Source organism: Brenneria goodwinii (assembly GCF_002291445.1).
GTDB classification, from domain to species: Bacteria; Pseudomonadota; Gammaproteobacteria; order Enterobacterales; family Enterobacteriaceae; genus Brenneria; species Brenneria goodwinii.
In genome coordinates this window covers 3,059,523-3,084,724 of the sequence record NZ_CP014137.1, presented here as the reverse complement: position 1 = coordinate 3,084,724, position 25,202 = coordinate 3,059,523, and the positions used below count along the sequence as shown (strand labels likewise).

Below are 25,202 nucleotides of genomic sequence, written 5' to 3'. Positions count from 1 at the left end.
TAGAGGGATAGCTTTGCCTTGTGAAGCGCTGAATTTTATATATCCGGGCGATGTTATTGACTCGCCTTATATCATCAATTTCCTTATGGTTATTTGTGTCGGCAAGCGATTGATTATCGCTAATTAACTTTTGTTATCTGATTTATTGCTATTTATATAAGGCTATTTACTGTTTCGGCGGTTGGGTAAGGTGTGAGTTCAGGTATATTCTATACCCTGCTAACTACTTGCCATGAGGTCGTCATGACGATTAAGCGTTATCCACATCTTGCTCACTGGGGCGCGTTTACCGCCGTTGTTGAAGACGGGAAACTGATTCGTTGCGAGCCATTTGCGGACGATCCCGCGCCTTCCGCCATGCTCGACTCTATTGTTCCGTTGGTCTATTCGGAACGCCGCATCCGGCGGCCCGCCGTGCGCCGTTCCTGGCTGCAAAAACGTGAAAACAGCGACGGCTCGCTGCGCGGTAAAGAGGATTTTGTTGAAGTCGATTGGGATGTCGCGCTGCATCTGGTCGCCGAAGAGAACCGCCGTATCCGCGATCGCTATGGCGCTGACGGAATATTCGCCGGATCTTATGGCTGGTCTTCCGCCGGGCGTTTTCATCATGCCCGTTCTCAGGTGCGCCGTTTCTATTTTTCCGGCGGCGGGGCGGTGGATCAGCAGGGCAACTACAGCTGGGGGGCGGCGCAGTTCTTCCTGCCGTATGTGATCGGCACCTTTCATCCGTTGACCGGTAAGGTGACGGAGTGGCGCAGCGTGGCCGAGCATTGTGACATCTTCCTCGCCTTTGGCGGTCTGGCGCTGAAAAATGCGCAAGTGGCTTCCGGCGGCGCGGGGCATCATACGCTCAAGCCCGCACTGGAAATGCTGGTGGCGAAAGGCATTCCGGTGATTAATATCAGCCCGATGCGCGACGATTGCCCGGAATTCGTCAATGCGGAATGGGTCCCTATCCGCCCGAATACCGATGTCGCCCTGATGCTGGCATTAGGATACGAAATTCAGCGTCTGGGGGCCGACGACAAGGATTTCCTGCAACGTTACTGCGTCGGCTATGAGCAATTAACGGATTACCTCCTCGGCCGTAGCGATGGGGTGGCGAAAACGCCGGCCTGGGCCAGCGATATCACTGGTATTCCGGCTGGGCGCATCGAACGCCTGGCGAAACAATTAATCGGCGTGCGCAGCTTTATCACCTGTTCTTATTCCGTTCAGCGGGCGCACCGCGGCGAACAGCCTTACTGGATGATGATTGCCTTGTCGTCGATGCTGGGGCAAGTCGGGTTGCCGGGCGGCGGCTTCTCGTTCGGTCATGGCTCCATGAACAGCGTCGGCAATGAGCGTATTGCAACGCCCGCGCCGGCTTCCCCCTCCAGCGCCAATGCCGGGCAAGCCATTCCTGTGGCGCGTATCGCCGACATGTTGCTTAACCCCGGTCAGCCGTACACCTTTCAGGGAGAGACGCATTCCTATCCCGATATTCATTTGATCCACTGGGCCGGGGGCAATCCTTTCCATCATCACCAGCAGTTGAACCGGCTGGCGGAAGGGTGGCGCAGGCCGGATACGGTGATTGTGCAGGATATCGTCTGGACGCCCGCGGCGCAGATGGCGGATATCGTGCTGCCGGTCACCACCACGCTGGAGCGCAACGATATCGGCGGCTCTTCACGCGATCGTTTTATTTTCGCCATGCATCAGGCGATTGCGCCGCAGCATCAGGCGCGGCATGATTTTGATATCTTCAGCGAGCTGGCGGAGCGGCTCGGTTATTGGGGCGAGTTCACCCAGAACCGCAGTGAGCGGGAGTGGCTGACCACGCTTTATGATGACTGCCGCGCAAGACAGCGGGAAGCCGGGCTATCCTGGCCGTCGTTTGAGGCGTTCTGGCAGCAAGGCCACGTTGAGATCCCGATGGATGACAAGCCGTTTGTCTTCTTTGAGGATTTTCGTCGCGACCCGCAGCAGCATGCGCTGCAAACGCCAAGCGGTAAAATCGAGCTGTTTAGTTCGACCATTGCGGATTACGGCTATCCCGATTTTGCTCCGCATCCGCAATGGCGACCGCCGGTCGAATGGCTGGGGGCGCCCGCCACGAAAACCTGGCCGCTGCACTTTATTTCCATTCAGCCCGCCGATCGGCTGCACAGCCAGCTGGCGACGACGCCGCAGGTCGAGGCGAATAAAACCGCCGGCAAGGAAACGCTCTATATGCATCCGCAGGATGCGGCGGCGCGTGATATCCGCGATCGCTCCCAGGTTGAGGTCAGGAATGCGCGCGGGCGCATCTTCGCCGGCGTTCAGATCACCGACGGCGTTATGCCGGGAGTGGTGATCATGTCTACCGGCGCCTGGTTTGAACCCGGTTTCGGGCGCAAAGAGTGGCACCCGGTTGAGCAATCGGGGAACGCCAACGTATTGACGTTGGATATCGGCACTTCGCCATTGACGCAAGGCCCGAACGCCATGAGCTGCCTGGTGGAGGTGGTGCCGGTTTAGGTCGCGGGGATATTTCGCTCTGTGGTAGAACGCGTATTGAGATATAGGTTTGTCATCAACCGAGCCAATCCTTTATGATTGGCTCGGTTTTTTGGTCGCAGGGCTCATACTGCACTCCTTGTCAGGGGGAGGCGCCAAACTCCCTCCCCTGTGAAGGGGAGGGCTGGGGTGGGGTAGCTCACGTATTGCTGATTTCAAATATCACCGTTAATTCCCTTGTTTTCCTTATGTAAAGGTTGGTTGTAATGAGTACGCAATTATCCGAAGCCTATCTGCAGCGCTTCGGCGGTACCGCACGTTTATATGGTCAGCAGGCGCTGAAGCTGTTTTCCGACGCTCACGTCTGCGTGATCGGCATTGGCGGCGTGGGATCATGGGCGGCAGAGGCGCTGGCCCGTACCGGCATTGGCGCGATCACCCTGATTGATATGGATGATGTGTGCGTCAGTAATACCAACCGGCAGATTCATGCGCTGCGTCAGCATACCGGGCAGGCGAAAACGGAAGTCATGGCTGAACGCATTCTGGCGATTAACCCGGAATGCAACGTGACCTGTGTGGATGATTTCATCAGTGCCGAGAATGTCGCTGAGTTACTCGATCGCAATTTCAATTACGTCATTGATGCGATAGACAGCGTGCGCCCCAAAGCGGCGCTGCTCTCTTACTGCCGGCGTTACAAAATACCGGTGGTGACCATCGGCGGCGCGGGCGGGCAAATCGATCCGACGCGCATTGAAGTGGCCGATCTGGCGAAAACCATTCAGGATCCGCTGGCGGCCAAACTGCGTGAACGGTTGAAACATGATTTCAACGTGGTGAAAAACAGTAAAGGAAAGCTGGGGATCGATTGCGTGTTTTCCAGCGAACCGCTGGTTTATCCGCAACCTGATGGTTCGGTGTGTGCTTCACGCAGCACCGCCGAGGGCGTCAAACGGATGGATTGCGCATCCGGCTTTGGCGCCGCCACGATGGTAACGGCAACGTTCGGTTTTGTCGCCGTTTCCCATGCGCTGAAGAAAATGATGGCGAAAGCCGCGCGCCAGTCGGCTGAATCAGGCGATTAAATAGCCCAAGCGCATTAACGACGCGGCTCCAGCGCCGATAATTGTCAGGCGCATTCCGCCGCAATGGCCTGGATTCGGGCGGCCAGCGCGGCCAGGCCGCTCGAACGCGATGCGCTAAGCTGCGCGCGCAGCCCCAGCGTATCAAACAGCGCCAGCGGATCTTCCCGCAGTAATGTGTCCGCCGTTTGCCCTTCTACCGCGGTTAACAGCACCGCCAGCAACCCACGCACGATGCGTCCGTCACTGTCGCCATAAAAGTGCAGCGTCCCGTTTTCCTGCCGCTGATAACCCAGCCAGACCCGATTTTCACAGCCGGACAGCGCGATCGCCTCGCTTTTTAATGTTTCCGGCAGGGAAGGGAGTTGCTTGGCTAATAAAATAAGCTGCCGGTAGCGTTCTTCCCAGGAATGGCAGGCGTCGAAACGCGTTTTCAGGTCAATAGCGCTAATCTGGCGGCCGAACGGGTGGGCCGTATGTGTCATGTCTGTCATGGTTATCTTCGTTAGTCGGTAAGTAGTTCAAGCGCCGCGCCAACGGCGGTAATCAGCGAGTCAACGTCCTGCTCATTATTATAGGGGGCAAATGAGACGCGCAGCGTGCCGTTGATTCCGAGCGCGGTCATTAACGGTTGCGCGCAATGATGCCCGGCGCGCAGCGCAATACCGCTTTCGGTCAGGAGCGTGATCAGGTCGCTATGGTGAATACCGGCAAATTCGAAAGACAGTACGCTGGAATCCGCGCAGCGGAAACTGCGAAAGCCGGGCAACCGCGCCAGGCGGGTTTCCGCTTGGCCGGCCAGCGCTTGACTGTATAGCTCCGCTGCCCGCCAGTCCTGCCGGGATAGCCAATCCACCGCCGCGGACAGGCCGATAACGCCGGCGATATGGGGCGTACCCGCTTCAAACCGGTGAGGGATCGCCTGAGGCGTAAAACCGTCAAAAGAGACCTGGGTCATCATCTTGCCGCCGCCCTGCCATGGCGCCATGCTTTCCAGTAACGCCGTTTTGCCATATAGCACGCCGAGGCCGGTCGGCGCATACAGTTTGTGCCCGGAGAATGCGTAGAAATCGATATCCAGCGCCTGCACATCCGGCGGACAATGCACCATGCCTTGAGCGCCGTCGATCATCACCCGCGCGCCATAATGATGCGCGAGCTGAATAGCCGCCGCCAGATCGGGTATGCCGCCGGTAACGTTAGACATGTGTCCCAGTGCCAGCATACGCGTTCTGCTATTCAGCAAATGAGGAAGCTGCTTGATATCAGGCAATAAATCAGCGCCGATGGGCAGTTTTATCACGCGCGCGCCGGTTTGCTCCGCCACCATTAGCCAGGGGATCAGGTTGGCGTGGTGTTCCGCTTCACTGACCACGATCTCATCGTTCGGACGCAGGCGCGGTCTGGCATAGCTCTGCGCCACCAGATTAATGGCTTCCGTCGTGCCTTTGGTCCAGATAATGGATCGCGGATCGTTGGCATGTATCAGCGCCGCGATCTGTTCCCGCGTCTGTTCAAAACGCTGCGTCAGCCGCTGCGCCGCACGATGTTGGCTACGATGAACCGTACCATTCTCCTGGCTGTAAAACTGCTGAACGGCATCGACGACGGTCTGGGGTTTTAGTGCCGTGGCCGCACTATCAAGGTATACCCCTGGGTGCGTAAGCGCAGGAAACTGCCGACGGAAAGATGTGGCGTTAAATGGTGTCATGATCATCCTCTTTTGGGAGTCAGATCCTGTCCCATTTTCATCGGGGACACAAGTTTAGGAGGATGCTTAACGCTATTTTCTGGAAAAGCGGATAATTCATACTACACTTTATATTGTTAAATTTTTAGAATTTATTGGCGTATAAAGTCACTTGTAAAGTGTTTTTATTCAACGGGAGTTAACTATGAAGAATAAAATTTCCATTTTCGCCGCTATTGTGATGGCGTTCTCTCTGGCAGCGTGTTCCAGCAATTATGTCATTCATACCAATGATGGGCGCACTATCATTGCCGATGGTAAACCCCAGGTCGACACTGAAACCGGTATGATTAGCTATACCGATGCGTACGGCCAGAATCAGCAGATCAGCCGCGATCTTGTGCAGGGAATGACGGAAGCGAAGTAATCTTCTGTGAATAATTTTCGGCCATGAGATAAAAAAAGCACCGCGTTGGCGGTGCTATATTAAATCAGGACAGACAAGGTAAATGTAATGAAAAGGTAGTCTGGCTACCTTATCTGCAAAGGCAGAAAAACAAATAGCAAACACAACATCACAACCACAAGCCAAAAGCCCTTCAGATCGCTCCTCCGCACTTTTCGTTCCGGCCTGGGAAGTCGCGCTAATATAGGTATTTGCTGGTACATCCTCAATGGACAATTTATAATGTTTCGCATTATAAAAACTAATAGATAAATGAACATGATGTGTATGTTATTTATCGGGAAATAAAAGAATTTCATTCATGTCAAAACGTCTCCCCCCACTGAACTCCTTGCGTGTATTTGATGCGGCGGCCCGCCATCTGAGCTTTACCAAAGCGGCGGAAGAGTTATTCGTTACGCAGGCAGCGGTCAGTCATCAGATTAAGTCTCTGGAGGATTTCCTGGGGCTGAAATTGTTTCGTCGTCGTAATCGTTCCCTGCTGCTGACGGAAGAAGGGCAGAGTTATTATCTTGATATAAAAGAAATTTTCTCTTCGCTGAATGAAGCTACCCGTAAGTTGCAGTCCCGCAGCGCCAAAGGCGCATTGACCGTTAGCCTGTTGCCCAGCTTTGCCATTCACTGGCTGGTTCCCCGCTTATCAAGTTTTAATACGGAATATCCGGGCATTGATGTACGAATTCAGGCGGTGGATCGCGATGAAGATCGCATGTCGGATGATGTAGACGTCGCCATTTTTTATGGCCGGGGCAATTGGCCGGGGCTGCGGGTAGAAAAACTGTATGCCGAGTATCTCTTGCCGGTTTGCGCGCCGGCGTTGTTAACTGGGGCTCACCCTCTGAAAACCCCGGCCGATCTGGTTGCGCATACGCTGTTGCATGATGCTTCGCGCCGTGACTGGCTCGCTTATACACGCCAGCTCGGCGTACAGATAAACGTGCAGCAAGGGCCGATCTTCAGCCACAGCGCGATGGTCCTGCAGGCGGCAATTCACGGGCAGGGGGTGGCGCTGGCGAATAACGTGATAGCGCAGAGCGAACTGGAAGCGGGCAGATTGGTCTGTCCGTTTAATGATGTTTTGGTCAGTAAAAATGCTTTTTATCTGGTATGTCATGACAGCCAGGCAGAACTGGGTAAAATAGCCGCCTTTCGGCACTGGATTCTGGCCCGGGCAGCCAGCGAACAAGAAAAGTTCCGCTTCCGTTACGATAACAGCACGCGCTAGAGGAATATGGATAGCGAAAGCGCTTCACGAACGGGGAGTATGATTCTGTGCGCTGTCCGACGACAATGACGCCTGCGGAGTAGGCACTAAATTGGGTATCAACAATGAATAGTCGTTTCATGCTGATTTTTTCCGCCATCAGCGGTTTTGTTTTTGTTGCTTTGGGGGCGTTCGCTTCCCATGTGTTAAGTAAAACTATGGGACCGGAAGAACTCTCCTGGTTGCGTATCGGGCTGGAATATCAGGCATTTCACACGCTGGCTATCCTGGCGCTGTCTGTTTCCATGAATCAGCGCACCAATCTGTGGTTCTACTGGAGCAGCGTTTTTCTGGCATTAGGCACGGTGCTGTTCAGCGGCAGCCTGTATTGTCTGGCGCTTTCTCATTTGAAGCTCTGGGTTTATGTCACGCCGATTGGTGGATTCTGTTTTCTGATTGGGTGGTTGTTGATGTTGGTTGGCGCATTGCGTCTGAAAAGAAAGGCGGAACGCCATGAATAAAGTTATTTTGTACTGCCGTCCGGGATTTGAAAAAGAGTGCGCGGCGGAAATAACCGAGAAGACCGCGCAGCATAACGTCTATGGTTTTGTCCGGGTGAAGGATAACAGCGGTTATGTGATCTTCGAGTGCTACCAGCATGAAGACGCCGATCGGCTGCTCAAAGATCTGCCGTTTCATGAGTTGATTTTTGCCCGGCAGATGTTCGTCGGCGGCGAACTGTTGCGCGACCTGCCGCCGGAAGATCGCATCACTCCCATTGTCGGCATGCTGACGGGCGCGGTTGAGCGGGCGGGCGACCTACGGGTCGAAGTCCCTGATACCAACGAAAGCAAGGAACTGATGAAGTTCTGCCGCAAGTTTACCGTGCCTTTACGCGCCGCCCTGCGTGAAAATAAAATTCTGCTGGGCTATGAGAAAGCCGATCGGCCGGTGCTGCATGTGCTGTTTATCGCGCCGGGCTGTTGTTACGTGGGGTACTCCTACAGCAACAACAATTCGCCGTTTTATATGGGGATTCCCCGCCTGAAGTTCCCCTCGGAGGCGCCCAGCCGTTCGACGTTAAAGCTCGAAGAGGCTTTTCACGTTTTCGTTCCGGCCGATGAATGGGATGAGCGCCTTGCCAGCGGTATGTACGCCGTCGATCTGGGCGCCTGTCCCGGCGGTTGGACTTATCAACTGGTAAAACGCAGCATGATGGTTCATGCCGTGGATAACGGCCCGATGGCGTCCAGCTTGATGGATACCGGGCAGGTTATACATCATCAGGCCGATGGTTTTCGTTTCGAACCACCGCGTAATAACGTGTATTGGCTGGTGTGCGACATGGTGGAAAAACCGGCCAAAGTCACCAGTCTGATTGCCGATTGGCTGGTAAAAGGCTGGTGCAGAGAGGCGATCTTTAACCTCAAACTGCCGATGAAGAAACGCTATGAGGAAGTTTCGCAGAACCTGGCGTTACTCCGCGAGCGGCTGGAGGAAAATGGCATTAATGCGGAAGTGCATGCCAAACAGCTTTACCATGACCGCGAAGAGGTCACCGTCCATGTTCGCCGTTTCTGGGCTGCGGTGCCGGGCCGGCGCGATGAGCGATAAAATATGATGGGCTGGCATCTCTCATGGGGCTGCCTTACGGCGTAAAACATTGTGCTGCGGTGAACGTTGCCGCCAAATGAGCGGTATGGATAGGGCAACGAGCGCCGCACGGACCGCGAAGCGGCACAATTTAGCCATCAGATTGGGTTCTTGGCGCCGGCGGCAACCTTAACTGCTGCAGGTTGCCATGCAGCGTCAGCGCCTTGTTGAGCGTCGCGACTCGGCGGCTGATAAATGCTATTTCCTTCTGCTGTTCCAGCTTGGTACGCCATTTCTCCGGCACATCGTCCAACCGTTGGTAAAGCCCATCCAGGCTGCCGGCCTGTTGCAGCAACTGCAGCGCGCTTTTGGGACCGATGCCGCTGACGCCCGGAATTTTACTGCTGCCGATCCCCGCCAACCCCCAATAGTCGGGGAGCTGTTGCGGCAATACGCCGAACTCCCGTTGTACAAAAGGCAGATCCAGCCAGCGCTTTTGAAAGTAATCCCTGATTTGGATCGTCGGCGCCAGCAGTTGGCAATAGCCTTTGTCGGTGGAAACGATGGTTGCCTGATGCCCCGAATCCGCCACTTTGGTCGCCAGCGTCGCCGCCAAATCATCCGCTTCATTACCGGGGGAGTGCCAGCTCGTTACTCCCATCGCCGCAAATGCGGCTTTAATCTGCGCGAGCTCCTGTTTAAGGTTATCCGGCATCGGGGAACGCCCGGCCTTGTAGTCCGGTAAAATCTGATGACGCCAACTGGCGCTGCGATCTTCATCATCAAATACCGCGACGGCATGAGTGGGTTGACTGTGCTGCAGCAACTGGTTTAGCGCATGCTGGCAGGCCGTGATGCAAGGGGAACCTTGTACCGCATGAATCCGACGTATTAAGTTCAGCGCATCGACAATCAGCAAATGTACAGGCATAAGCGGGTTCCTGAAGGTGTCATCCGTGTCGTGTGGGGAAGATTGACTTCCCCACGTTAGTGTTTTGCCGATCGGCGTATACCGGCAAAGCGCTCCCTTGGCGTTAAGCGCAGATCTCGTAGCAGGGAATATAGGCGCTACCGGGGAGTTTCATCCGCTGTTGGGCAACGAAACCCTGCAGCAACCGGTCCATGCTTTTCATGATCTGCGGATCGCCATGGAGCTTATAAGGCCCCAGCTGCTCGATGGCCTGAATTCCCATTTCTTTCACATTACCGGCGACAATCCCGGAGAATGCGCGACGCAGGGCGGCAGCCAGCTCTTCCGCGGGTTGATCGAAATGCAGATTGAGGTTGGCCATATTTTCATGGCTGGGCTCGAACGGCATCTGCAGGTCGGGAGCGATACGCAACGACCAGTTAAAGCTATAGGCATCACCCGTATGCCGGCGGCTTTCCTGCACCAACGGCATCGATTTTTTTATCTGACGGGCGACTTCCGCGGCGTCATTAATGATGATGGAGTAGTGACGGCGAGCCTGGCGACCCAATGTACCGACAATAAACTCGTCCAGCACGCGAAAGTAATCGGCGCTTTCTTCCGGACCGGTAAGCACGATCGGCAATACCTGCTCGCTGTTTTCCGGGTTCATCATAATGCCCAGCAGGTACAGAAACTCTTCCGCCGTACCCACGCCGCCCGGGAAGATAATGATGCCATGGCCGATACGGACAAATGATTCCAGGCGCTTTTCAATGTCCGGCATGATGATCAGCTCATTCACCAGCGGGTTAGGCGGTTCGGCGGCGATAATGGACGGTTCGGTCATACCGATAAAACGTCCGTCTCTGTAGCGTTGCTGCGCGTGTCCAACGGCAGCGCCCTTCATTGGCGCTTCCATGGCGCCGGGGCCGCAGCCCGTGCAGATATTCAGTTCGCGCAAGCCAAGCTGGCTGCCCACTTTGCGGGCATAGAGATATTCGGTTTCATTAATGGAATGGCCCCCCCAGCACACTACCATGTTGGGCTCTTCGCCAACGTGCAGCGCTTTGGCGTTACGCAAAATAGAGAAAACCAGATTGGTGATATGCGTGGAGTTTTCCAGATTCAGGTTATGGTAACGGCCGGCGTGGACTATCTGCCCGTTAACGAACAGAATGTCGCGCAGTACGGCAAACAGATTGGCCTGAAGCGAGCGGATAATATGGCCGTCGACAAAGGCGTCTTCCGGCGGATTAACCAGCTCCAGCTTAACGCCGCGCTCACGGCGCAACACGTTAATGTCAAAGTCTTCGTAACGGGAAAGCAGCTCTTTGCTGTTGTCCGTCTGACTGCCGGAATTCAATACGGCCAGGGAACAGTTACGAAACAGTCGGTAGAGGTCGCTGCTGGCGGTACTTTTCAGCATGTCCACTTCCAACTGCGAGAGTAAATCCATCGATCCCAGCGGGCTGATATGTGTAATCAATTTTGCTCCTTTAAATGCAGTATACCCGTCATCTTCCAGGTGCCTATTGGGCGGCATCGGCGTCATTCGGCAATAGCGGACCCTAATTCTTTCTCCGGGCTTCACCTTAGCGTGCGGCCATCATTTTTTCCAATAATGATGGCCGCTGGCAACAGTAGTTGCGTAACGTTACGCATTTATTGACGCGGCAGACGTCCTACGGGCGCGGTAAAAGGAACGTTACTGCGCCACGGATTGATATCCAATCCGCCGCGGCGGGTATAGCGGGCGTAAACGCTAAGCTGTTCCGGCTGGCAGTAACGCATCAGATCGTTGAAAATCCGTTCGACGCACTGTTCGTGAAACTCATTGTGGTGGCGGAATGACACGATGTAACGCAGCAGCGATTCCCGGTTAATGCGTTTCCCCCGGTAATGAATCTGGACCGACCCCCAGTCGGGCTGATGGGTAATCAGGCAGTTGGACTTTAGCAGATGGCTGACCAGGGTTTCTTCCACGTGGATATCGTTATCAGCGCTTGATGCCAGATAGTCCGCGTTGAACGCATAATTGTCGATGTGAATATCCTGATCGTCGATGCACTCGCCATGGAAAGCGGCAATGGGCTGGCCTTCCAACTCACCGAGTTTAAATAACGTCATGTCGACCCGGCCCTGCGCGCATCGGCTCAGATCGTTTATTAACGTGGCGCGTACGCTGTCCCAGCTATCAAACACGGTCTGGTTGAAGCTATTTAGGTAAAGTTTGAAACTCTTGGATTCGACCAGATTCTGGCTGGCGGCATCCAGATGCATTTCGCCCACCGCAACCTGGGGAACGCCGTTTTTATTCAGCCAGGACAGTTCATAAAGCGTCCAGATATCTTCGCCGTGAAACGGCAGAGCCTGCGGGAAGATGCCGAGCGGTTCACGATTAAGACTACGGGGAACAGGTTGTAATAAGCCGGCATCGTAGCGATCATGATAAGCTGTTGGTTTTCCCAGCGTCAGTTCGCTAAGGGACTGATGTTTGTCGTAAGCGGACATACGATTACCTTGATGTAAGAAGAACTGATGGTGCGTAGTGTAACCCGACTAACAGAATGATGAGAAAAATTATGGCTTATGAGGTTCCTCAGGCATTAGCGGCCTTCACCCAGCGTTATGTTGAATTATGGCGGCGGGAAACGGGGCATCCGCCCGCCAGCGAGGCGTTATACGGCGTTCCATCCCCGTGTATTACGCAAAGTCAGTCCGGTGAGGTTTTCTGGTTGCCGCAGCCGTTTTTGCCTGCCGCCGCGCTGGACGGGGTCGAACGTGCGCTGGATATCAGCCTGCATCCGGATATTCATGCGTTTTATACAACGCAGTATGCTGGTGATATGGCCGCTCAATTTGAATCGGTTTCGTGCGTGCTATTACAGACTTGGAGCGAAGACGATTTTTCCCGCATGCAGGAGAACCTGATCGGCCATCTGCTGACGCAAAAACGTTTAAAGTTGCCTCCGACGCTGTTTCTGGCGACAACCGACTCCGAAATGACGATGATTTCGCTATGCAACGTTTCCGGCCAAGTGCTTCTGGAGGAGTTCGGCACGAAGAAACATCGGGTGCTGGCAGCGACGTTGGCGGATTTTCTTTCTCAGCTCAGCCCGGTATTCATTTAATCATTAATCGCGTTTCACTTTCGGTGTTGTGAGAGATCTCTTACATTTGCTGTGAGACATCTCTCGTCTTTCATGCCTATGTCAGATGCCGCCATTATTTTTTCATTATTAATTAGTCAATTAAGATTATTTTATCTTTTTTTGCCAAAGACAGCCGATAAACATTGTTACTTGCCTCTTGCTGAATCCAAACAATTAATACATCTTATTACTTAAGTTGGTAAACGGTTGCGTGAGGTTTAAAGCCGGTTACCAGATTTCGTTTTAAGGAATAAAACGTTTTCAGGATGAAATCAGGGACACCTCCAGGAAGGAGATTGAGAACCGAGCGGAGAGTCTTGGTGGGGCAGGAGCCTAAAGGGAATGAGTCATGGATGATACAGGATGGATAAGTCAGGACGAAAGTTGGACGCCAGCAAGGATTGTCGGTCAGGAAGGCCATTAAGGAAAAGTTTTCAAGGATGAGCAGGGACGCAAAGGTGTAGCGGGATGGCTATGAAACGAATCGGGGGTACTGAGCAATCAGTACCCCCATTTTTTTGCCGCGAAAGTTCACCAGAATGTGAATTTTGGACGAGACTACTATCAATGCTATGCTCTGCCGCCTATGGCAACAGGCTTTAATGGTGAGAAAACGCATGAGTTTAGAGGATCAGGTCCGGCAGTCTTTGTTTGACGTCGAACGCGTGTTAAGAGACGGCCCTTTCTGGCAGCAGTCGCCGCCGGAAGCTGCGGCTTTCACCAGCAATGAGCCTTTCTGCATTGACACCATGCGTGCCGAGCAATGGTTGCAGTGGGTTTTGCTGCCGCGTATGCATGCATTGCTCGACAGCGGCGCGCCGTTACCGGCGGAATTTTCGCTATTGCCTTATTTTGAAGAAGCGTTGGAAGGGGCTCCGTCCGATATCGAACCGCTGTTGATGCGGATTGGCCAACTGGATGCGCTATTTGGCAATAACCCGAACGCCGCTGACGACGACAACGATGCTTGAGATCATCTATCAGGATCAACATTTGGTCGCGGTAAATAAACCTGCCGGTTGGCTGGTCCATCGCAGTTGGCTGGACCGCAAAGAAAAAGTGGTGGTGATGCAGACGGTACGCGATCAGATCGGTCAGCGCGTTTACACCGTTCACCGTCTGGATAGGCCGACATCCGGCGTACTGTTGTTAGCCTTATCCCGTGATGTGGCGCGTTCATTGTCGCAGCAGTTTGAGCAGCATCAGATGCAGAAAACCTACCACGCGGTCGTCCGCGGCTATGTGATGGATGATGGTGTGATTGATTACGCGCTGACGGAAGAGCTGGATAAAATCGCCGATAAATATTCCAGTCCGGATAAAGCCCCGCAGCCCGCCGTGAGTCATTACCGAACGCTGGCCCAGGCTGAGATGCCGGTAGCCATCGGCCGCTACCCGACATCGCGTTATAGCCTGCTGGAATTGGCGCCGCAAACCGGGCGTAAACATCAGCTACGCCGTCATATGTCACATATTCGCCATCCAATTATCGGCGATAGCGCGCATGGCGATCTGCGGCAGAATCGAGGCATGGGAACGCACTTCTCCTGCAGCAGGCTGATGCTGCACGCGAGCCGGCTATGCCTGACGCATCCGGTGAACGGTAAGGAACTCTCGTTGCAGGCGCGTTGGGATTCTCCATGGCAAGGGGTAATGGCGCGCTTTGGCTGGCAGGGCATTCTCCCTGATTTCGAAAGGGTTGAGTTTCCGGCCGCGCCGGGTCAGGATATCGGCTAGCATTTCATTAGGTATTAAATAAAAAAGGGAGTCGGGAATCATGGCGCAGATTGGTATTTTTGTTGGCACGGTCTACGGGAACGCGCTGCTGGTGGCCGAAGAAGCGGAAAATATCCTTAGAGAGCGCGGGCACGAGGTCAAGGTTTATGAGGATGCGTCGCTGGAGTCATTGCTCAACTATCGCGATGTGTTGGTCGTGACATCAACGACGGGGCAGGGCGATCTCCCCGATTCTATCGCGCCGTTGTACGCCGCTCTACGTGAGCAGGGCGGCTATCAGCCGGAACTGCACTATGGATTGATTGCCCTTGGCGACAGCAGCTATGAGAATTTCTGCGGCGGCGGCCGTCGGTTCGACGCGCTGTTGCAGGAAATCGGCGCCAAACGCATCGGCGATATGCTGGAGATTGATGCGGTCGAACACCCGGAGCCGGAGGTCGTTTCCTGTCCGTGGGTGGAACAGTGGCTGGCGTTAGTCGAAGCGCGTCACGACGCCTGAATGCGAAACGGGAGCGGGATGCTCCCGTTGTCATAATTTTTTCAGCTGCTATTAGCGATTTTTAGTCAGCTTTTCCAGATCGGCTTCGATCTCGGCGATCTTATTCGATACCACGCTATCCAGATGGCGCAGATCATCAAGAATTTTACGTTTCAGATCAACTTCTGACTGCTCAGTCTGACAAATTTGATCAAGTTCATCGATGACATAACGTAAATTAGGGCTGATTTCATTAATCTCTTTATAACCCTGGCCCGAATTGTCCGCCATGATGGTCTTACGCTGACGCGGATATTTGAATTTCACACTCTTGGCGAAGAACTCGCCCTTATCCTTGTGAAAATAAATCTTCAGGATGTCATTACTGGCTTCCTGACGCAGGCTATAGCGATCAATATCATCTGGATTGGTAATACCGAGGCTTTTCAGATTGTCATACATAGTGCGACCTTTTTGATTTTAAAATAGCTCAATTAGCATACGGGTAAACGGCCGGGTTCATCTGTGATAGCCCACGATTTTTCAGGGTCGCATCCAAAATAGCCGCCATGACGTCCATTGGGGGCAGGGATAGCCCACACCCGATAAATACGCCAGAAGCGATTTCGAACGTCACCTGCGGCGGCCGGATATAAAAATGGCGGGTTAGTCACAACCCGCCGATTCAGTTTAGTCGATGGTGCGCAACAACTCATTGATGCCCACTTTACCGCGGGTCTTCGCATCCACTTTCTTAACGATAACGGCACAATATAGGCTGTAGCTGCCATCTTTGGACGGCAGGTTGCCGGAAACAACGACGGAACCCGCCGGCACGCGGCCATAATGAACTTCACCGGTTTCGCGATCGTAAATCTTGGTGCTCTGGCCGATGAAGACGCCCATGGAAATAACGGAACCTTCCTCGACGATCACCCCTTCAACGACTTCGGAACGCGCGCCGATAAAGCAGTTGTCTTCGATGATGGTCGGGTTTGCCTGTAATGGCTCCAGAACGCCGCCGATGCCGACGCCGCCTGACAGGTGGACGTTTTTACCGATCTGCGCGCAGGAACCCACCGTAGCCCAGGTATCAACCATGGAGCCTTCGTCGACATAAGCGCCGATGTTGACATAGGAAGGCATCAGAACGGTGTTGCGAGCAATAAACGCCCCCTGACGTACGCTGGCCGGCGGCACCACGCGGAAACCTTCGCGTTGGAAACGTTCCGCATCATAATCAGCGAATTTCATCGGCACTTTATCGTAATAGCGCGTTTCCGCACCTTCCATTACCTGGTTATCGTTGATGCGGAAAGAGAGCAGCACGGCTTTTTTCAGCCATTGGTGCGTGACCCACTGGCCGTTGATTTTTTCTGCGACACGCAGCGCGCCGCTGTCCAGCAGGCTGATAACCTGATTAATCGCCTCACGGGTGGCGGCGTCTACGTTTGCCGGCGTAATTTCAGCTCGGCGCTCGAAAGCGCTTTCGATAACGTTTTGTAGTTGTTGATGCATCCTGTTTTCTCTTTCCTGATTGTGAAAGTTAACTCAATGGTACTTTATCGTTTGGGTTTAGGGCCTCTGTCAACCGTTCTCGCAGTTTAGCGCGTAATTCCGGTTTCAGGGCGCGTCTGTCGCTATCGGCCAGAATGAATAAATCCTCCACCCGTTCGCCAATGGTGGAAATTCTGGCGCCATGCAACGATAGATTAAGGTCGGCGAAGATTTCGCCGACGCGAGCCAGTAATCCCGGCTGGTCGAGGGCGATGAGCTCCATATAGCTGCGCCTGTCCGTGTGGGTCGGCAGGAAACTGACCTCGGTCGGTACGCTGAAGTGGCGTAATTTCGGTGAAGATCGGCGCACGTGCGGGGGCTGATAGTGACGCTGCGTCAGCGCTTGTTCGAGCGCATAGCGCGTCATTTCATGGCGATCCTGCGCCAGCGGACTGCCATCCGGCTCCAGCACGATAAAGGTATCCATCGCCATACCGTCACGGCTGGTGAAGATTTGCGCATCGTGGACGCTGAGATTACGGCGATCCAGCTCACCCGCCACCGCGGCAAACAGATAAGGCCGGTCCGGACTGCAGATAAAGATTTCCGTACCGCCCCGGCTGGCCTGATGGCTGATTAACACCAGCGGCTTACTGATGTCGTGCTCCAGCAAATGGCGCGCATGCCAGGCTAACTGGCTCGGCGAATGACGTAGGAAATAGTCGGCGCGGCAGCGGCTCCAGATGTCACGCAACGCGTCTTCATCGACATTATCCATACGCAGCAGCGCCAACGCCTGTAAACGATGATGGCGCACGTGTTCGCGTAAATCCGGGGTATTTTGCATTCCCCGGCGAAGTTGTTTTTCTGTCGCGAAATAGAGTTCGCGCAACAGGCTCTGTTTCCAACTGTTCCATAGCGTTTCGTTGGTGGCGCAGATATCCGCGACGGTCAGACAAACCAGGTAGCGCAGACGAGTTTCGCTCTGCATTTCTATGGCGAATTGCTGAATAACCGTCGGATCCTGAATGTCGCGGCGCTGCGCGGTGACGGACATCAGCAAATGGCGCCGCACCAGCCAGGAAACCAACTGCGCTTCTCGTGAATTCAGACCATGCAGCGTCGCGAACTCCAGCGCGTCTTGTGCGCCGAGCTCGGAGTGATCGCCGCCGCGGCCTTTGGCGATATCGTGAAACAACGCGGCCAGCAGCAGCAGTTCCGGCTGGGGGATGCGCGGATAGAGTTCCACACACAGCGGATGGCGCGTGCGGTTTCTCTCATCAGCGAAACTTTCCAGCTTCAGCAATACCCGAAGCGTATGTTCATCAACGGTATAGGCATGAAATAAATCAAACTGCATTTGCCCGACGATGTTGCCCCATTGCGGCATATAGGCCCATAGCACGCTGTGGCGATGCATCGGAAGCAGGGCGCGTTTTACCGCATGCGGATGGCGCAGTATGTTCATGAATAGATGCCGGGCTTCCGGGATGGTGCACAGCGGGCTGGCCAGGTGCCGGCGCGCATGGCGTAGGTGGCGCAGCGTGGTGGAATAGATCCCCGTAATTTCCGGATTGCGCACCATCTGGTAAAACATGCGCATGATAGATTCAGGTTTGCGCTCGAAAAGCGTTTCATCACGCAGATCGATCAGATTGCCGCGCAATTGAAATTCGTCATCGATCGCCCGGGGCTTTTCATTGGCTTCCAGCGCGAGGATCGCTTCATCAAACAGTTGCAGCAGCATTTGATTCAGTTCGCTGACGCGGCCTGTTACGCGGTAGAAGTCTTTCATCATGCGCTCGACCGGGGCATTGCCTTCCCCCTGGTATTGCAGAAGTTGCGCAACGTTAAGCTGACGGTCGAATAGCAGGCGGTTGTCGTAGCGCGTCAGTATCAGATGCAGTGCAAATCGGATGCGCCACAGAAAACTCTGGCAATCATTCAGCTCTTTCCGCTCCGCTTCCGTCAGAAAACCAAAACCGACCATTTCATCGAGCGAGGTGGCGCCAAAATGGCGGTGGGCGACCCACAGCAGGGTGTGAATGTCCCGTAATCCACCGGGGCTGCTTTTGATATCGGGCTCAAGATTGTAGCTGGTGCTGTGATAATGCCGATGGCGTTCGTTCTGCTCGGCGATTTTTGCCGGAAAAAATTTCGACGAGGGCCAAAATTCATCGCTGAATACCTGCTTTTGCAGATTGAGAAACAGCGCGACATCACCACATATCATGCGCGATTCAATCAGGTTGGTGGCAATGGAAATATCCGCTCGGCCTTCTTGTAAGCACTCTTCCAGCGTTCTGACGCTGTGACCGACTTCAAGCTTGAGATCCCATAGCAGAGTAATAAGCTGACCGGCGCGCTGTGAGTGTTGTTCGCTGAGTTTTTCCTGACTGAGTACCAGAACATCGATATCGGACAGCGGATGCAGTTCGCCGCGCCCGTAGCCGCCGACGGCCAATAACGCCGTTTGGGCAATGTTTTCAAAACCGTAGAAGAGCCACAGCCGTTGCAACAGTTGATCGATAAACTGTGTTCTGGCGTCGATCAGCGTTTCCGCACTGACGCCCGCTTTAAACTCGGTTCCCTGCCAGATCTGGAATTGTTCCAACCGCTGTTTCAGCGTCTGGCAGTTCAGCATGTCGTCACCGTACTCCAGCGGCGATTCAGGGAGCTGTGAAACGGCAGGGGATTGAGCAGAAATATCTTGCGAAAGATGTTTGTCGATCATATGCGCAGCCCATAAAAATCGCTGTGAGTGATGACAACGCCCGAACCGACAAAAACGCCTTTCCCGCATAGCGGAAATCTCTTGTACGTCGAGTCGCCATCAGAAGCTGGTCCCTGCATATTGCCGCAGGGACGACGGGATAATCAGTTTTTGTCAGTAGCCTCAACAGGCTCAATATTCATTATGCTTGATGCGTGATGATATTGGGAATGGTGTCGTCTTTCCGCAATGTCATTATTTCACAGCCGTTCTCGGTTACCACAATAGTATGCTCGTACTGCGCCGACAGGCTACGATCTTTGGTTTTTACCGTCCAGCCGTCTTTCATGGTCCGGATGCGGAAGTCGCCGGCGTTGACCATCGGTTCAATGGTTAACGCCATGCCCGTCTGCAAAACGACGCCGCCGTCATCGGCATCATAGTGCAATACCTGCGGCTCTTCATGGAACCCTCTGCCGATACCGTGACCACAGTATTCACGAACGACGGAAAAGTCGTTGGCTTCAACGAACTTCTGGATTGCTTTGCCCAGCGAACGCAGACGAATACCGGGTTTCACCATCTTTAACGCCAGATACAGGCTTTCTTGCGTAATACGGCACAGGCGTTCGCCGAGGATCGTCGGTTTGCCAACGATGAACATTTTGGAGGTATCGCCATGAAAGCCATCTTTAATAACGGTGACGTCAATATTAATGATGTCGCCGTCTTTCAGAATTTTTTCTTCACAGGGGATGCCGTGACAAACCACTTCATTGGCGGAAATACATACCGATTTCGGGAAGCCGTGATATCCCAGGCAGGCTGAAACCGCATGTTGTTTATTGGTGATGTGATCGTGGCAGATCCTATCCAGTTCAGCGGTACTGACGCCAGGCACGACATAGGGTTCGATGATTTCCAATACTTCAGCCGCCAGGCGGCCGACTACGCGCATTTTTTCGATGTCTTCAGGGGTTTTGATTGATATTGCCATTAAATATTGTCCGCAGGTGTCGAATTAAACGACGAGGAATTAAGGTCGGTAATTAATAACGTATGTTATCAGCCCTGCCATTGACTTGCCAAATTATCATTTGACAAGTCAATGGCAGGCAACAAAAGTTGGTGTCCCGATGGGAATTATGGTATAAAGCGCGCCGGTGATCCGGCTGGCGTATTTTGAATACTATTCGGCTGAATCAGCTAAACTCACTTTGTGTATATAACACACACGTGTCGGCACATTCGCCGGGGTGCTCCAACGGTTTTTACCTGCGGGGTCGGCGCAATGGGACACGTGGAGGCATAACCCCATACTTAATTAATAGAGGTAATCATGGCAACTGTTTCCATGCGCGATATGCTCAAGGCTGGCGCACACTTTGGTCACCAGACCCGTTACTGGAACCCGAAAATGAAGCCGTTCATCTTCGGCGCTCGTAATAAAGTGCACATCATCAACCTTGAGAAAACCGTACCGATGTTCAACGATGCTCTGGCTGAGCTGAGCAAAATTGCTTCTCGCAAGGGTAAAATCCTGTTCGTTGGTACTAAACGTGCAGCAAGCGAAGCGGTAAAAGAAGCTGCCAACAGCTGCGATCAGTTCTTCGTGAACCATCGCTGGTTGGGCGGCATGCTGACTAACTGGAAAACCGTTCGTCAGTCCATCAAACGTTTGAAAGATCTGGAAACTCAGTCCCAGGACGGTACTTTCGACAAACTGACCAAGAAAGAAGCGCTGATGCGCACCCGTGAACTGGACAAGCTGGAAAACAGCCTGGGCGGTATCAAGGATATGGGCGGTTTGCCGGATGCGTTGTTCGTTGTTGATGCCGATCACGAACACATTGCAATTAAAGAAGCCAACAACCTGGGTATCCCGGTATTCGCTATTGTTGATACCAACTCCGATCCTGATGGCGTTGACTTCATTATCCCTGGTAACGATGACGCTATTCGTGCAGTTAGCCTGTACCTGAGCACTGTTGCTACCGCCGTTCGCGAAGGCCGTTCTCAAGATCTGGCCGAGCAAGCGGAAGAAGGCTTAGTTGAAGCTGAATAATAAGACTGGCTCCAACGAGCCCTTATTAACCAGGTATTGACATATGTTGGTTAGGGGGCCTGCTAAGGCCCCCTTTTTTACTTATCTCCCCCACGAGATAACCGAGGAAAAGATAATGGCTGAAATTACCGCTGCCCTGGTAAAAGAACTGCGTGAGCGTACTGGCGCAGGCATGATGGAATGTAAGAAAGCGCTGGTTGAAGCGAATGGCGACATCGAGCTGGCTATCGACAACATGCGTAAATCTGGCCAGGCTAAAGCTGCCAAGAAAGCAGGCCGCGTTGCTGCTGAAGGTATCATTCTGACCAAAATTTCCGCTGACGGAAAATACGGCGTCATCGTTGAGCTGAACTGTGAAACCGACTTCGTGGCCAAAGACTCCGGCTTCAAGGCGTTTGGTGAAGAAGTCGCCGCGGCTGCTCTGAACGATCGCATCTCTGATGTTGAAGCGCTGAAAGCAAAATTCGAAGAACAACGTACCGCTCTGGTTGCGAAAATCGGTGAAAACATCAATATCCGTCGCATTGCTGTTCTGGAAGGCGATATTCTGGGTTCATACCTGCACGGCGCGCGCATTGGCGTTCTGGTTGCGGCAACGGGCGCTGATGAAGAACTGATCAAGCACATTGCCATGCACATCGCCGCCAGCAAACCGGAATATGTTAAAGCTGAAGATGTTCCGGCCGACGTTGTCGCCCGCGAGCACCAGATCCAGCTGGATATCGCCATGCAATCCGGCAAGCCGCGTGAAATCGCGGAAAAAATGGTTGAAGGCCGTATGCGTAAATTCACCGGCGAAATTTCTCTGGCCGGCCAGCATTTCGTTATGGAACCGAGCAAAACCGTTGGCGATCTGCTGAAAGAGCATAAAGCTGACGTAATCAGCTTCATTCGTTTTGAAGTGGGTGAAGGTATTGAGAAGGCCGAAGTTGATTTCGCGGCTGAAGTCGCAGCAATGAGTAAGCAGTCTTAATAATAAAAAAGGGCCGCCGGTTGGCGGTTCCTTTTTATCCAGCCAAAATAATTTCAGTGCATTTATTTGAGGTTTACATTCTGGTAAACAGCGGTAAGTGTGACAGTAATAACTCCCAATACGATGACAGCCTGTAGGACAAAACACCATGGCAACCAATGCAAAACCCGTATATCAACGAATCCTGCTTAAGCTCAGCGGCGAAGCTCTGCAGGGAACCGAAGGTTTTGGTATCGATGCGAGCATTCTGGATCGCATGGCTCAGGAAGTGAAAGAACTGGTTGAGTTGGGCATTCAGGTCGGCGTGGTCATCGGCGGCGGTAACCTGTTCCGTGGCGCAGGTCTGGCGAAAGCAGGTATGAACCGCGTTGTGGGCGACCACATGGGGATGCTGGCGACGGTAATGAATGGGCTGGCGATGCGTGATGCGTTGCATCGCGCCTATGTCAACGCCCGGCTGATGTCCGCTATCCCGCTAAACGGCGTGTGCGACAACTACAGTTGGGCGGAAGCCATCAGCCTGTTGCGCAATAACCGCGTGGTGATTTTCTCTGCGGGCACCGGCAATCCCTTCTTTACCACTGATTCGGCCGCCTGCCTGCGTGGTATCGAAATTGAAGCTGATGTTGTTCTGAAAGCGACGAAAGTGGATGGCGTCTATTCCGCCGATCCGGTACAGGATCCCACCGCGATATTGCATGAAACACTGAGTTATCAGGACGTGCTGGAGCGTGAATTAAAAGTGATGGACCTGGCCGCCTTCACGCTGGCGCGCGATCACAATCTGCCTATCCGCGTTTTCAACATGAACAAGCCCGGCGCGCTGCGTCGCGTCGTCATGGGAGAGAAGGAAGGTACGTTGATCAGTAATAACGGATAACCCTAAAAATAGGGTAATATCCGGTTCTGGTAACCAAAGATATTGCCATATACCGCCAGCTAATGCTGGTATTAATTATTCACCGGGTCATGTGATGACATGGCCTGCCAGGCAACCAGTTTTCAAGGGTTCACAACGTGATTAATGAAATCAGAAAAGATGCTGAAACACGCATGGAAAAATGCGTAGAGGTTTTCAAAAACCAAATCAGCAAAATTCGTACTGGCCGCGCATCACCCAGCATTCTTGACGGTATTCAGGTCGAATATTACGGCAGCGCGACTCCGCTGCGCCAATTGGCCAACATCGTGGTGGAAGATTCCCGCACGCTGGCGATCACGGTATTCGACCGTACGCTCGGCCCGGCGGTTGAAAAAGCCATCATGTCTTCCGATCTCGGGTTGAATCCGTCTTCCGCCAGTTCGGTTATCCGTGTCCCGCTGCCTCCGCTGACTGAAGAACGCCGTAAGGATCTGATTAAGGTCGTGCGTGGTGAAGCGGAGCAGGGCCGCGTATCCGTACGTAACGTGCGTCGTGATGCCAACGATAAGCTGAAAGCGCAATTGAAAGATAAAGCGATCAGCGAAGATGAAGAGCGTCGTGCGCAGGAAGAAGTGCAGAAACTGACCGATCTCTACATCAAAAAAGTAGATACCGCCCTGGCGGAGAAAGAAAGCGAGCTGATGGAGTTTTAATCCATTCATTTTGATATGGCGCCGCGGGAAAGTGATGGTGCGTGTTGCATCAACCTTGCTGGCGGCGCTTTGTTTTTTGATTCAGGCCAGCCTCTTCGGACGGTGTGTCATTTGCTATGGGTTTTGCGATAAATAGCATGGACACTTCATGGTAATCGTCTCAGACTTAAACCTTCCTGTAATCAAATCCAGTTATTCAGAGCATTTTAATGAAGCAAATGAAGCAACTGACAATTCTTGGCTCGACTGGTTCTGTCGGCATCAGCTCGCTGGCGGTCATTAATAAAAACCCAGATAAATTTGCAGTGAAAGCGTTATCGGCAGGCCGAAATGTCGAAAAGATGCTGGAGCAGTGCTTGGCTTTTCGTCCGGATTACGCATCCATGGCGGATGAAACCGCCGCCAAACTATTACGTCAGCGCTTATCACAACACGGATGTCGAACCGAAGTGTTATCCGGCGAGCATGCCGCCGGTGAATTGGCGGCGCTGGATGATGTCGACCTGGTGATAGCGGCAATCGTCGGTGTGGCCGGTTTGCTGCCGACGCTGAGCGCTATTCGCGCGGGTAAACAGGTATTGCTGGCGAATAAAGAGTCATTAGTGACCTGCGGGCGTCTGTTTATGGATGCGGTCGTCCAGAGCAGCGCTCAGCTATTGCCCATCGACAGCGAACATAATGCGATTTTTCAGAGTTTGCCTGAGCCAATTCAACGGCAGTTAGGTTACTCTTCTTTAGAGCAGTATGGCGTTGAGCGCATTATTCTCACCGGCTCCGGCGGGCCGTTTCGCGAATCGCCGATCGGAACGCTCGCCGATATGACGCCCGATCAGGCTTGCGCTCATCCGAACTGGTCGATGGGACGCAAGATTTCAGTGGATTCCGCGACTATGATGAATAAGGGATTGGAATACATTGAAGCCCGCTGGCTGTTTAATGCATCCGCTGAGCAGATGGAAGTGATTATCCATCCTCAATCAGTGATCCATTCGATGGTGCGCTATGTTGATGGCAGCGTGCTGGCTCAGTTGGGATCGCCGGATATGTGTACGCCGATTGCTCATGCCATGGCCTATCCCGATCGTGTGAGATCGGGAGTGAAAGCGCTGGATTTCTGTCGGTTGGGCGCCTTGACGTTTTCAGCGCCAGACTATGAGCGGTACCCTTGTTTACGATTGGCTATTGATGCTTGTAATCATGGTCAGGCGGCGACCACGGCTTTAAACGCAGCCAATGAAATCGCGGTTGCCGCATTTTTACAGTCACGTATTCGTTTCACAGACATTGCTGTTGTTAATCAGCGAGTTGTTGAGCAACTCACATTGTCAGAGCCTGCCAGTGTCGATGACGTTCTTTTCATCGATCGCTGGGCCAGGCAAGCCGCGACGCAGATACTGACGCATTATGAGCATTAGGCATGTTTATTTCACATAGCACAATTTGTTCATGTGTGATTGAGGTGGTATAGTCTGCGCCACTCGACAGCTGGCTAAGCGACGTTCTCATGCCGGCGGTGAAGTTAAGCCGTGATCGTTCACGGCTTTTTTGCGCTGACAGGGTCTGATGTTATGGAATGACTG

24 protein-coding genes are annotated in these 25,202 nt (G+C 53.3%); 15 read left to right on the top strand and 9 right to left on the bottom strand.

Annotated features, from left to right (window positions below; genetic code table 11):
- The first annotated feature begins 243 nt into the window (after positions 1-243).
- Complete coding sequence (locus tag ACN28R_RS13765) at positions 244-2,502, top strand: molybdopterin-dependent oxidoreductase (protein ID WP_095834692.1); 2,259 nt, start codon at positions 244-246, stop codon at positions 2,500-2,502.
- 245 nt (positions 2,503-2,747) lie between these two features.
- On the top strand, positions 2,748-3,569 hold the full coding sequence (gene tcdA / locus ACN28R_RS13760; RefSeq protein ID WP_095834691.1) for a tRNA cyclic N6-threonylcarbamoyladenosine(37) synthase TcdA: 822 nt from the start codon (positions 2,748-2,750) through the stop codon (positions 3,567-3,569).
- 44 nt (positions 3,570-3,613) lie between these two features.
- On the opposite strand, the gene csdE is transcribed toward tcdA, so the two are convergent.
- Together csdE and csdA are read right to left on the bottom strand one after the other, a co-directional pair.
- A complete protein-coding gene (gene csdE, locus ACN28R_RS13755; protein WP_095834690.1) occupies positions 3,614-4,060 on the bottom strand; it encodes a cysteine desulfurase sulfur acceptor subunit CsdE in 447 nt (148 codons plus the stop codon).
- Between the two features lie 11 nt (positions 4,061-4,071).
- Positions 4,072-5,277 carry a cysteine desulfurase CsdA gene (gene csdA / locus ACN28R_RS13750; protein WP_095835802.1) on the bottom strand — a complete coding sequence of 402 codons (1,206 nt, stop codon included), beginning with the start codon at positions 5,275-5,277 and terminating at the stop codon, positions 4,072-4,074.
- 184 nt (positions 5,278-5,461) lie between these two features.
- Between csdA and ACN28R_RS13745 the strand changes: the two genes are divergently transcribed.
- The 4 genes from ACN28R_RS13745 (at position 5,462) to rlmM (ending at position 8,540) form a co-directional block, all read left to right on the top strand.
- Positions 5,462-5,683 carry a YgdI/YgdR family lipoprotein gene (locus tag ACN28R_RS13745; protein WP_048635920.1) on the top strand — a complete coding sequence of 74 codons (222 nt, stop codon included), beginning with the start codon at positions 5,462-5,464 and terminating at the stop codon, positions 5,681-5,683.
- 340 nt (positions 5,684-6,023) lie between these two features.
- Positions 6,024-6,947 (top strand): transcriptional regulator GcvA, encoded by a 924-nt coding sequence (locus ACN28R_RS13740; RefSeq protein ID WP_095834689.1) that lies wholly within the window; start codon positions 6,024-6,026, stop codon positions 6,945-6,947.
- A 104-nt stretch (positions 6,948-7,051) separates the two neighbouring features.
- Entirely contained in the window at positions 7,052-7,447 is a 396-nt protein-coding gene (locus ACN28R_RS13735; protein ID WP_048635917.1) for a DUF423 domain-containing protein, read from the top strand.
- Positions 7,440-8,540: a 23S rRNA (cytidine(2498)-2'-O)-methyltransferase RlmM gene (rlmM, locus tag ACN28R_RS13730; RefSeq protein WP_048635916.1), complete on the top strand. Its 1,101-nt coding sequence runs from the start codon at positions 7,440-7,442 to the stop codon at positions 8,538-8,540. Before ACN28R_RS13735 ends, rlmM begins: the two co-directional genes overlap by 8 nt.
- Positions 8,541-8,670: 130 nt before the next feature.
- On the opposite strand, the gene xni is transcribed toward rlmM, so the two are convergent.
- The 3 genes from xni to queF all read right to left on the bottom strand — a co-directional run bounded on the left by xni (position 8,671) and on the right by queF (position 11,943).
- Positions 8,671-9,450: a flap endonuclease Xni gene (gene xni, locus ACN28R_RS13725; protein WP_095834688.1), complete on the bottom strand. Its 780-nt coding sequence runs from the start codon at positions 9,448-9,450 to the stop codon at positions 8,671-8,673.
- 103 nt (positions 9,451-9,553) lie between these two features.
- The gene (gene ppnN / locus ACN28R_RS13720) at positions 9,554-10,918 is read right to left on the bottom strand and encodes a nucleotide 5'-monophosphate nucleosidase PpnN (protein WP_048639625.1); all 1,365 of its coding nucleotides are present in this window, start codon (positions 10,916-10,918) and stop codon (positions 9,554-9,556) included.
- 176 nt (positions 10,919-11,094) lie between these two features.
- Complete coding sequence (queF, locus tag ACN28R_RS13715) at positions 11,095-11,943, bottom strand: NADPH-dependent 7-cyano-7-deazaguanine reductase QueF (protein WP_048635914.1); 849 nt, start codon at positions 11,941-11,943, stop codon at positions 11,095-11,097.
- Positions 11,944-12,014: 71 nt separating this feature from the next.
- Between queF and syd the strand changes: the two genes are divergently transcribed.
- The 4 genes from syd (at position 12,015) to ACN28R_RS13695 (ending at position 14,820) form a co-directional block, all read left to right on the top strand.
- Entirely contained in the window at positions 12,015-12,563 is a 549-nt protein-coding gene (gene syd, locus ACN28R_RS13710) for a SecY-interacting protein (RefSeq protein WP_048635913.1), read from the top strand.
- Between the two features lie 638 nt (positions 12,564-13,201).
- Positions 13,202-13,555 carry a YqcC family protein gene (locus ACN28R_RS13705; protein ID WP_048635912.1) on the top strand — a complete coding sequence of 118 codons (354 nt, stop codon included), beginning with the start codon at positions 13,202-13,204 and terminating at the stop codon, positions 13,553-13,555.
- Positions 13,548-14,321, top strand: a complete 774-nt coding sequence (truC, locus tag ACN28R_RS13700) for a tRNA pseudouridine(65) synthase TruC (RefSeq protein ID WP_095834687.1) — start codon at positions 13,548-13,550, stop codon at positions 14,319-14,321. Before ACN28R_RS13705 ends, truC begins: the two co-directional genes overlap by 8 nt.
- Positions 14,322-14,361: 40 nt before the next feature.
- Positions 14,362-14,820, top strand: a complete 459-nt coding sequence (locus ACN28R_RS13695) for a flavodoxin (RefSeq protein ID WP_048635910.1) — start codon at positions 14,362-14,364, stop codon at positions 14,818-14,820.
- A 51-nt stretch (positions 14,821-14,871) separates the two neighbouring features.
- Here ACN28R_RS13695 and ACN28R_RS13690 read toward each other — a convergent pair whose 3' ends face one another.
- From ACN28R_RS13690 to map, 4 genes are all read right to left on the bottom strand, one after another.
- Positions 14,872-15,261, bottom strand: a complete 390-nt coding sequence (locus tag ACN28R_RS13690) for a DUF3461 family protein (protein ID WP_048635909.1) — start codon at positions 15,259-15,261, stop codon at positions 14,872-14,874.
- 228 nt (positions 15,262-15,489) lie between these two features.
- A complete protein-coding gene (gene dapD, locus ACN28R_RS13685) occupies positions 15,490-16,317 on the bottom strand; it encodes a 2,3,4,5-tetrahydropyridine-2,6-dicarboxylate N-succinyltransferase (protein WP_048635908.1) in 828 nt (275 codons plus the stop codon).
- Between the two features lie 28 nt (positions 16,318-16,345).
- A complete protein-coding gene (glnD, locus tag ACN28R_RS13680; protein WP_048635907.1) occupies positions 16,346-19,030 on the bottom strand; it encodes a bifunctional uridylyltransferase/uridylyl-removing protein GlnD in 2,685 nt (894 codons plus the stop codon).
- A 181-nt stretch (positions 19,031-19,211) separates the two neighbouring features.
- Positions 19,212-20,006 (bottom strand): type I methionyl aminopeptidase, encoded by a 795-nt coding sequence (map, locus tag ACN28R_RS13675; protein WP_095834686.1) that lies wholly within the window; start codon positions 20,004-20,006, stop codon positions 19,212-19,214.
- 342 nt (positions 20,007-20,348) lie between these two features.
- Between map and rpsB the strand changes: the two genes are divergently transcribed.
- The 5 genes from rpsB (at position 20,349) to ispC (ending at position 25,037) form a co-directional block, all read left to right on the top strand.
- Positions 20,349-21,074, top strand: coding sequence for a 30S ribosomal protein S2 (gene rpsB / locus ACN28R_RS13670; protein ID WP_048635905.1), 726 nt, complete (start codon positions 20,349-20,351; stop codon positions 21,072-21,074).
- A gap of 115 nt (positions 21,075-21,189) precedes the next feature.
- Positions 21,190-22,047, top strand: a complete 858-nt coding sequence (tsf, locus tag ACN28R_RS13665; protein ID WP_095834685.1) for a translation elongation factor Ts — start codon at positions 21,190-21,192, stop codon at positions 22,045-22,047.
- A gap of 148 nt (positions 22,048-22,195) precedes the next feature.
- A complete protein-coding gene (gene pyrH, locus ACN28R_RS13660; RefSeq protein ID WP_048635903.1) occupies positions 22,196-22,927 on the top strand; it encodes a UMP kinase in 732 nt (243 codons plus the stop codon).
- Between the two features lie 137 nt (positions 22,928-23,064).
- Positions 23,065-23,622, top strand: a complete 558-nt coding sequence (gene frr / locus ACN28R_RS13655) for a ribosome recycling factor (RefSeq protein ID WP_048635902.1) — start codon at positions 23,065-23,067, stop codon at positions 23,620-23,622.
- 218 nt (positions 23,623-23,840) lie between these two features.
- A complete protein-coding gene (gene ispC, locus ACN28R_RS13650; RefSeq protein WP_095834684.1) occupies positions 23,841-25,037 on the top strand; it encodes a 1-deoxy-D-xylulose-5-phosphate reductoisomerase in 1,197 nt (398 codons plus the stop codon).
- Positions 25,038-25,202 lie beyond the last annotated feature (165 nt).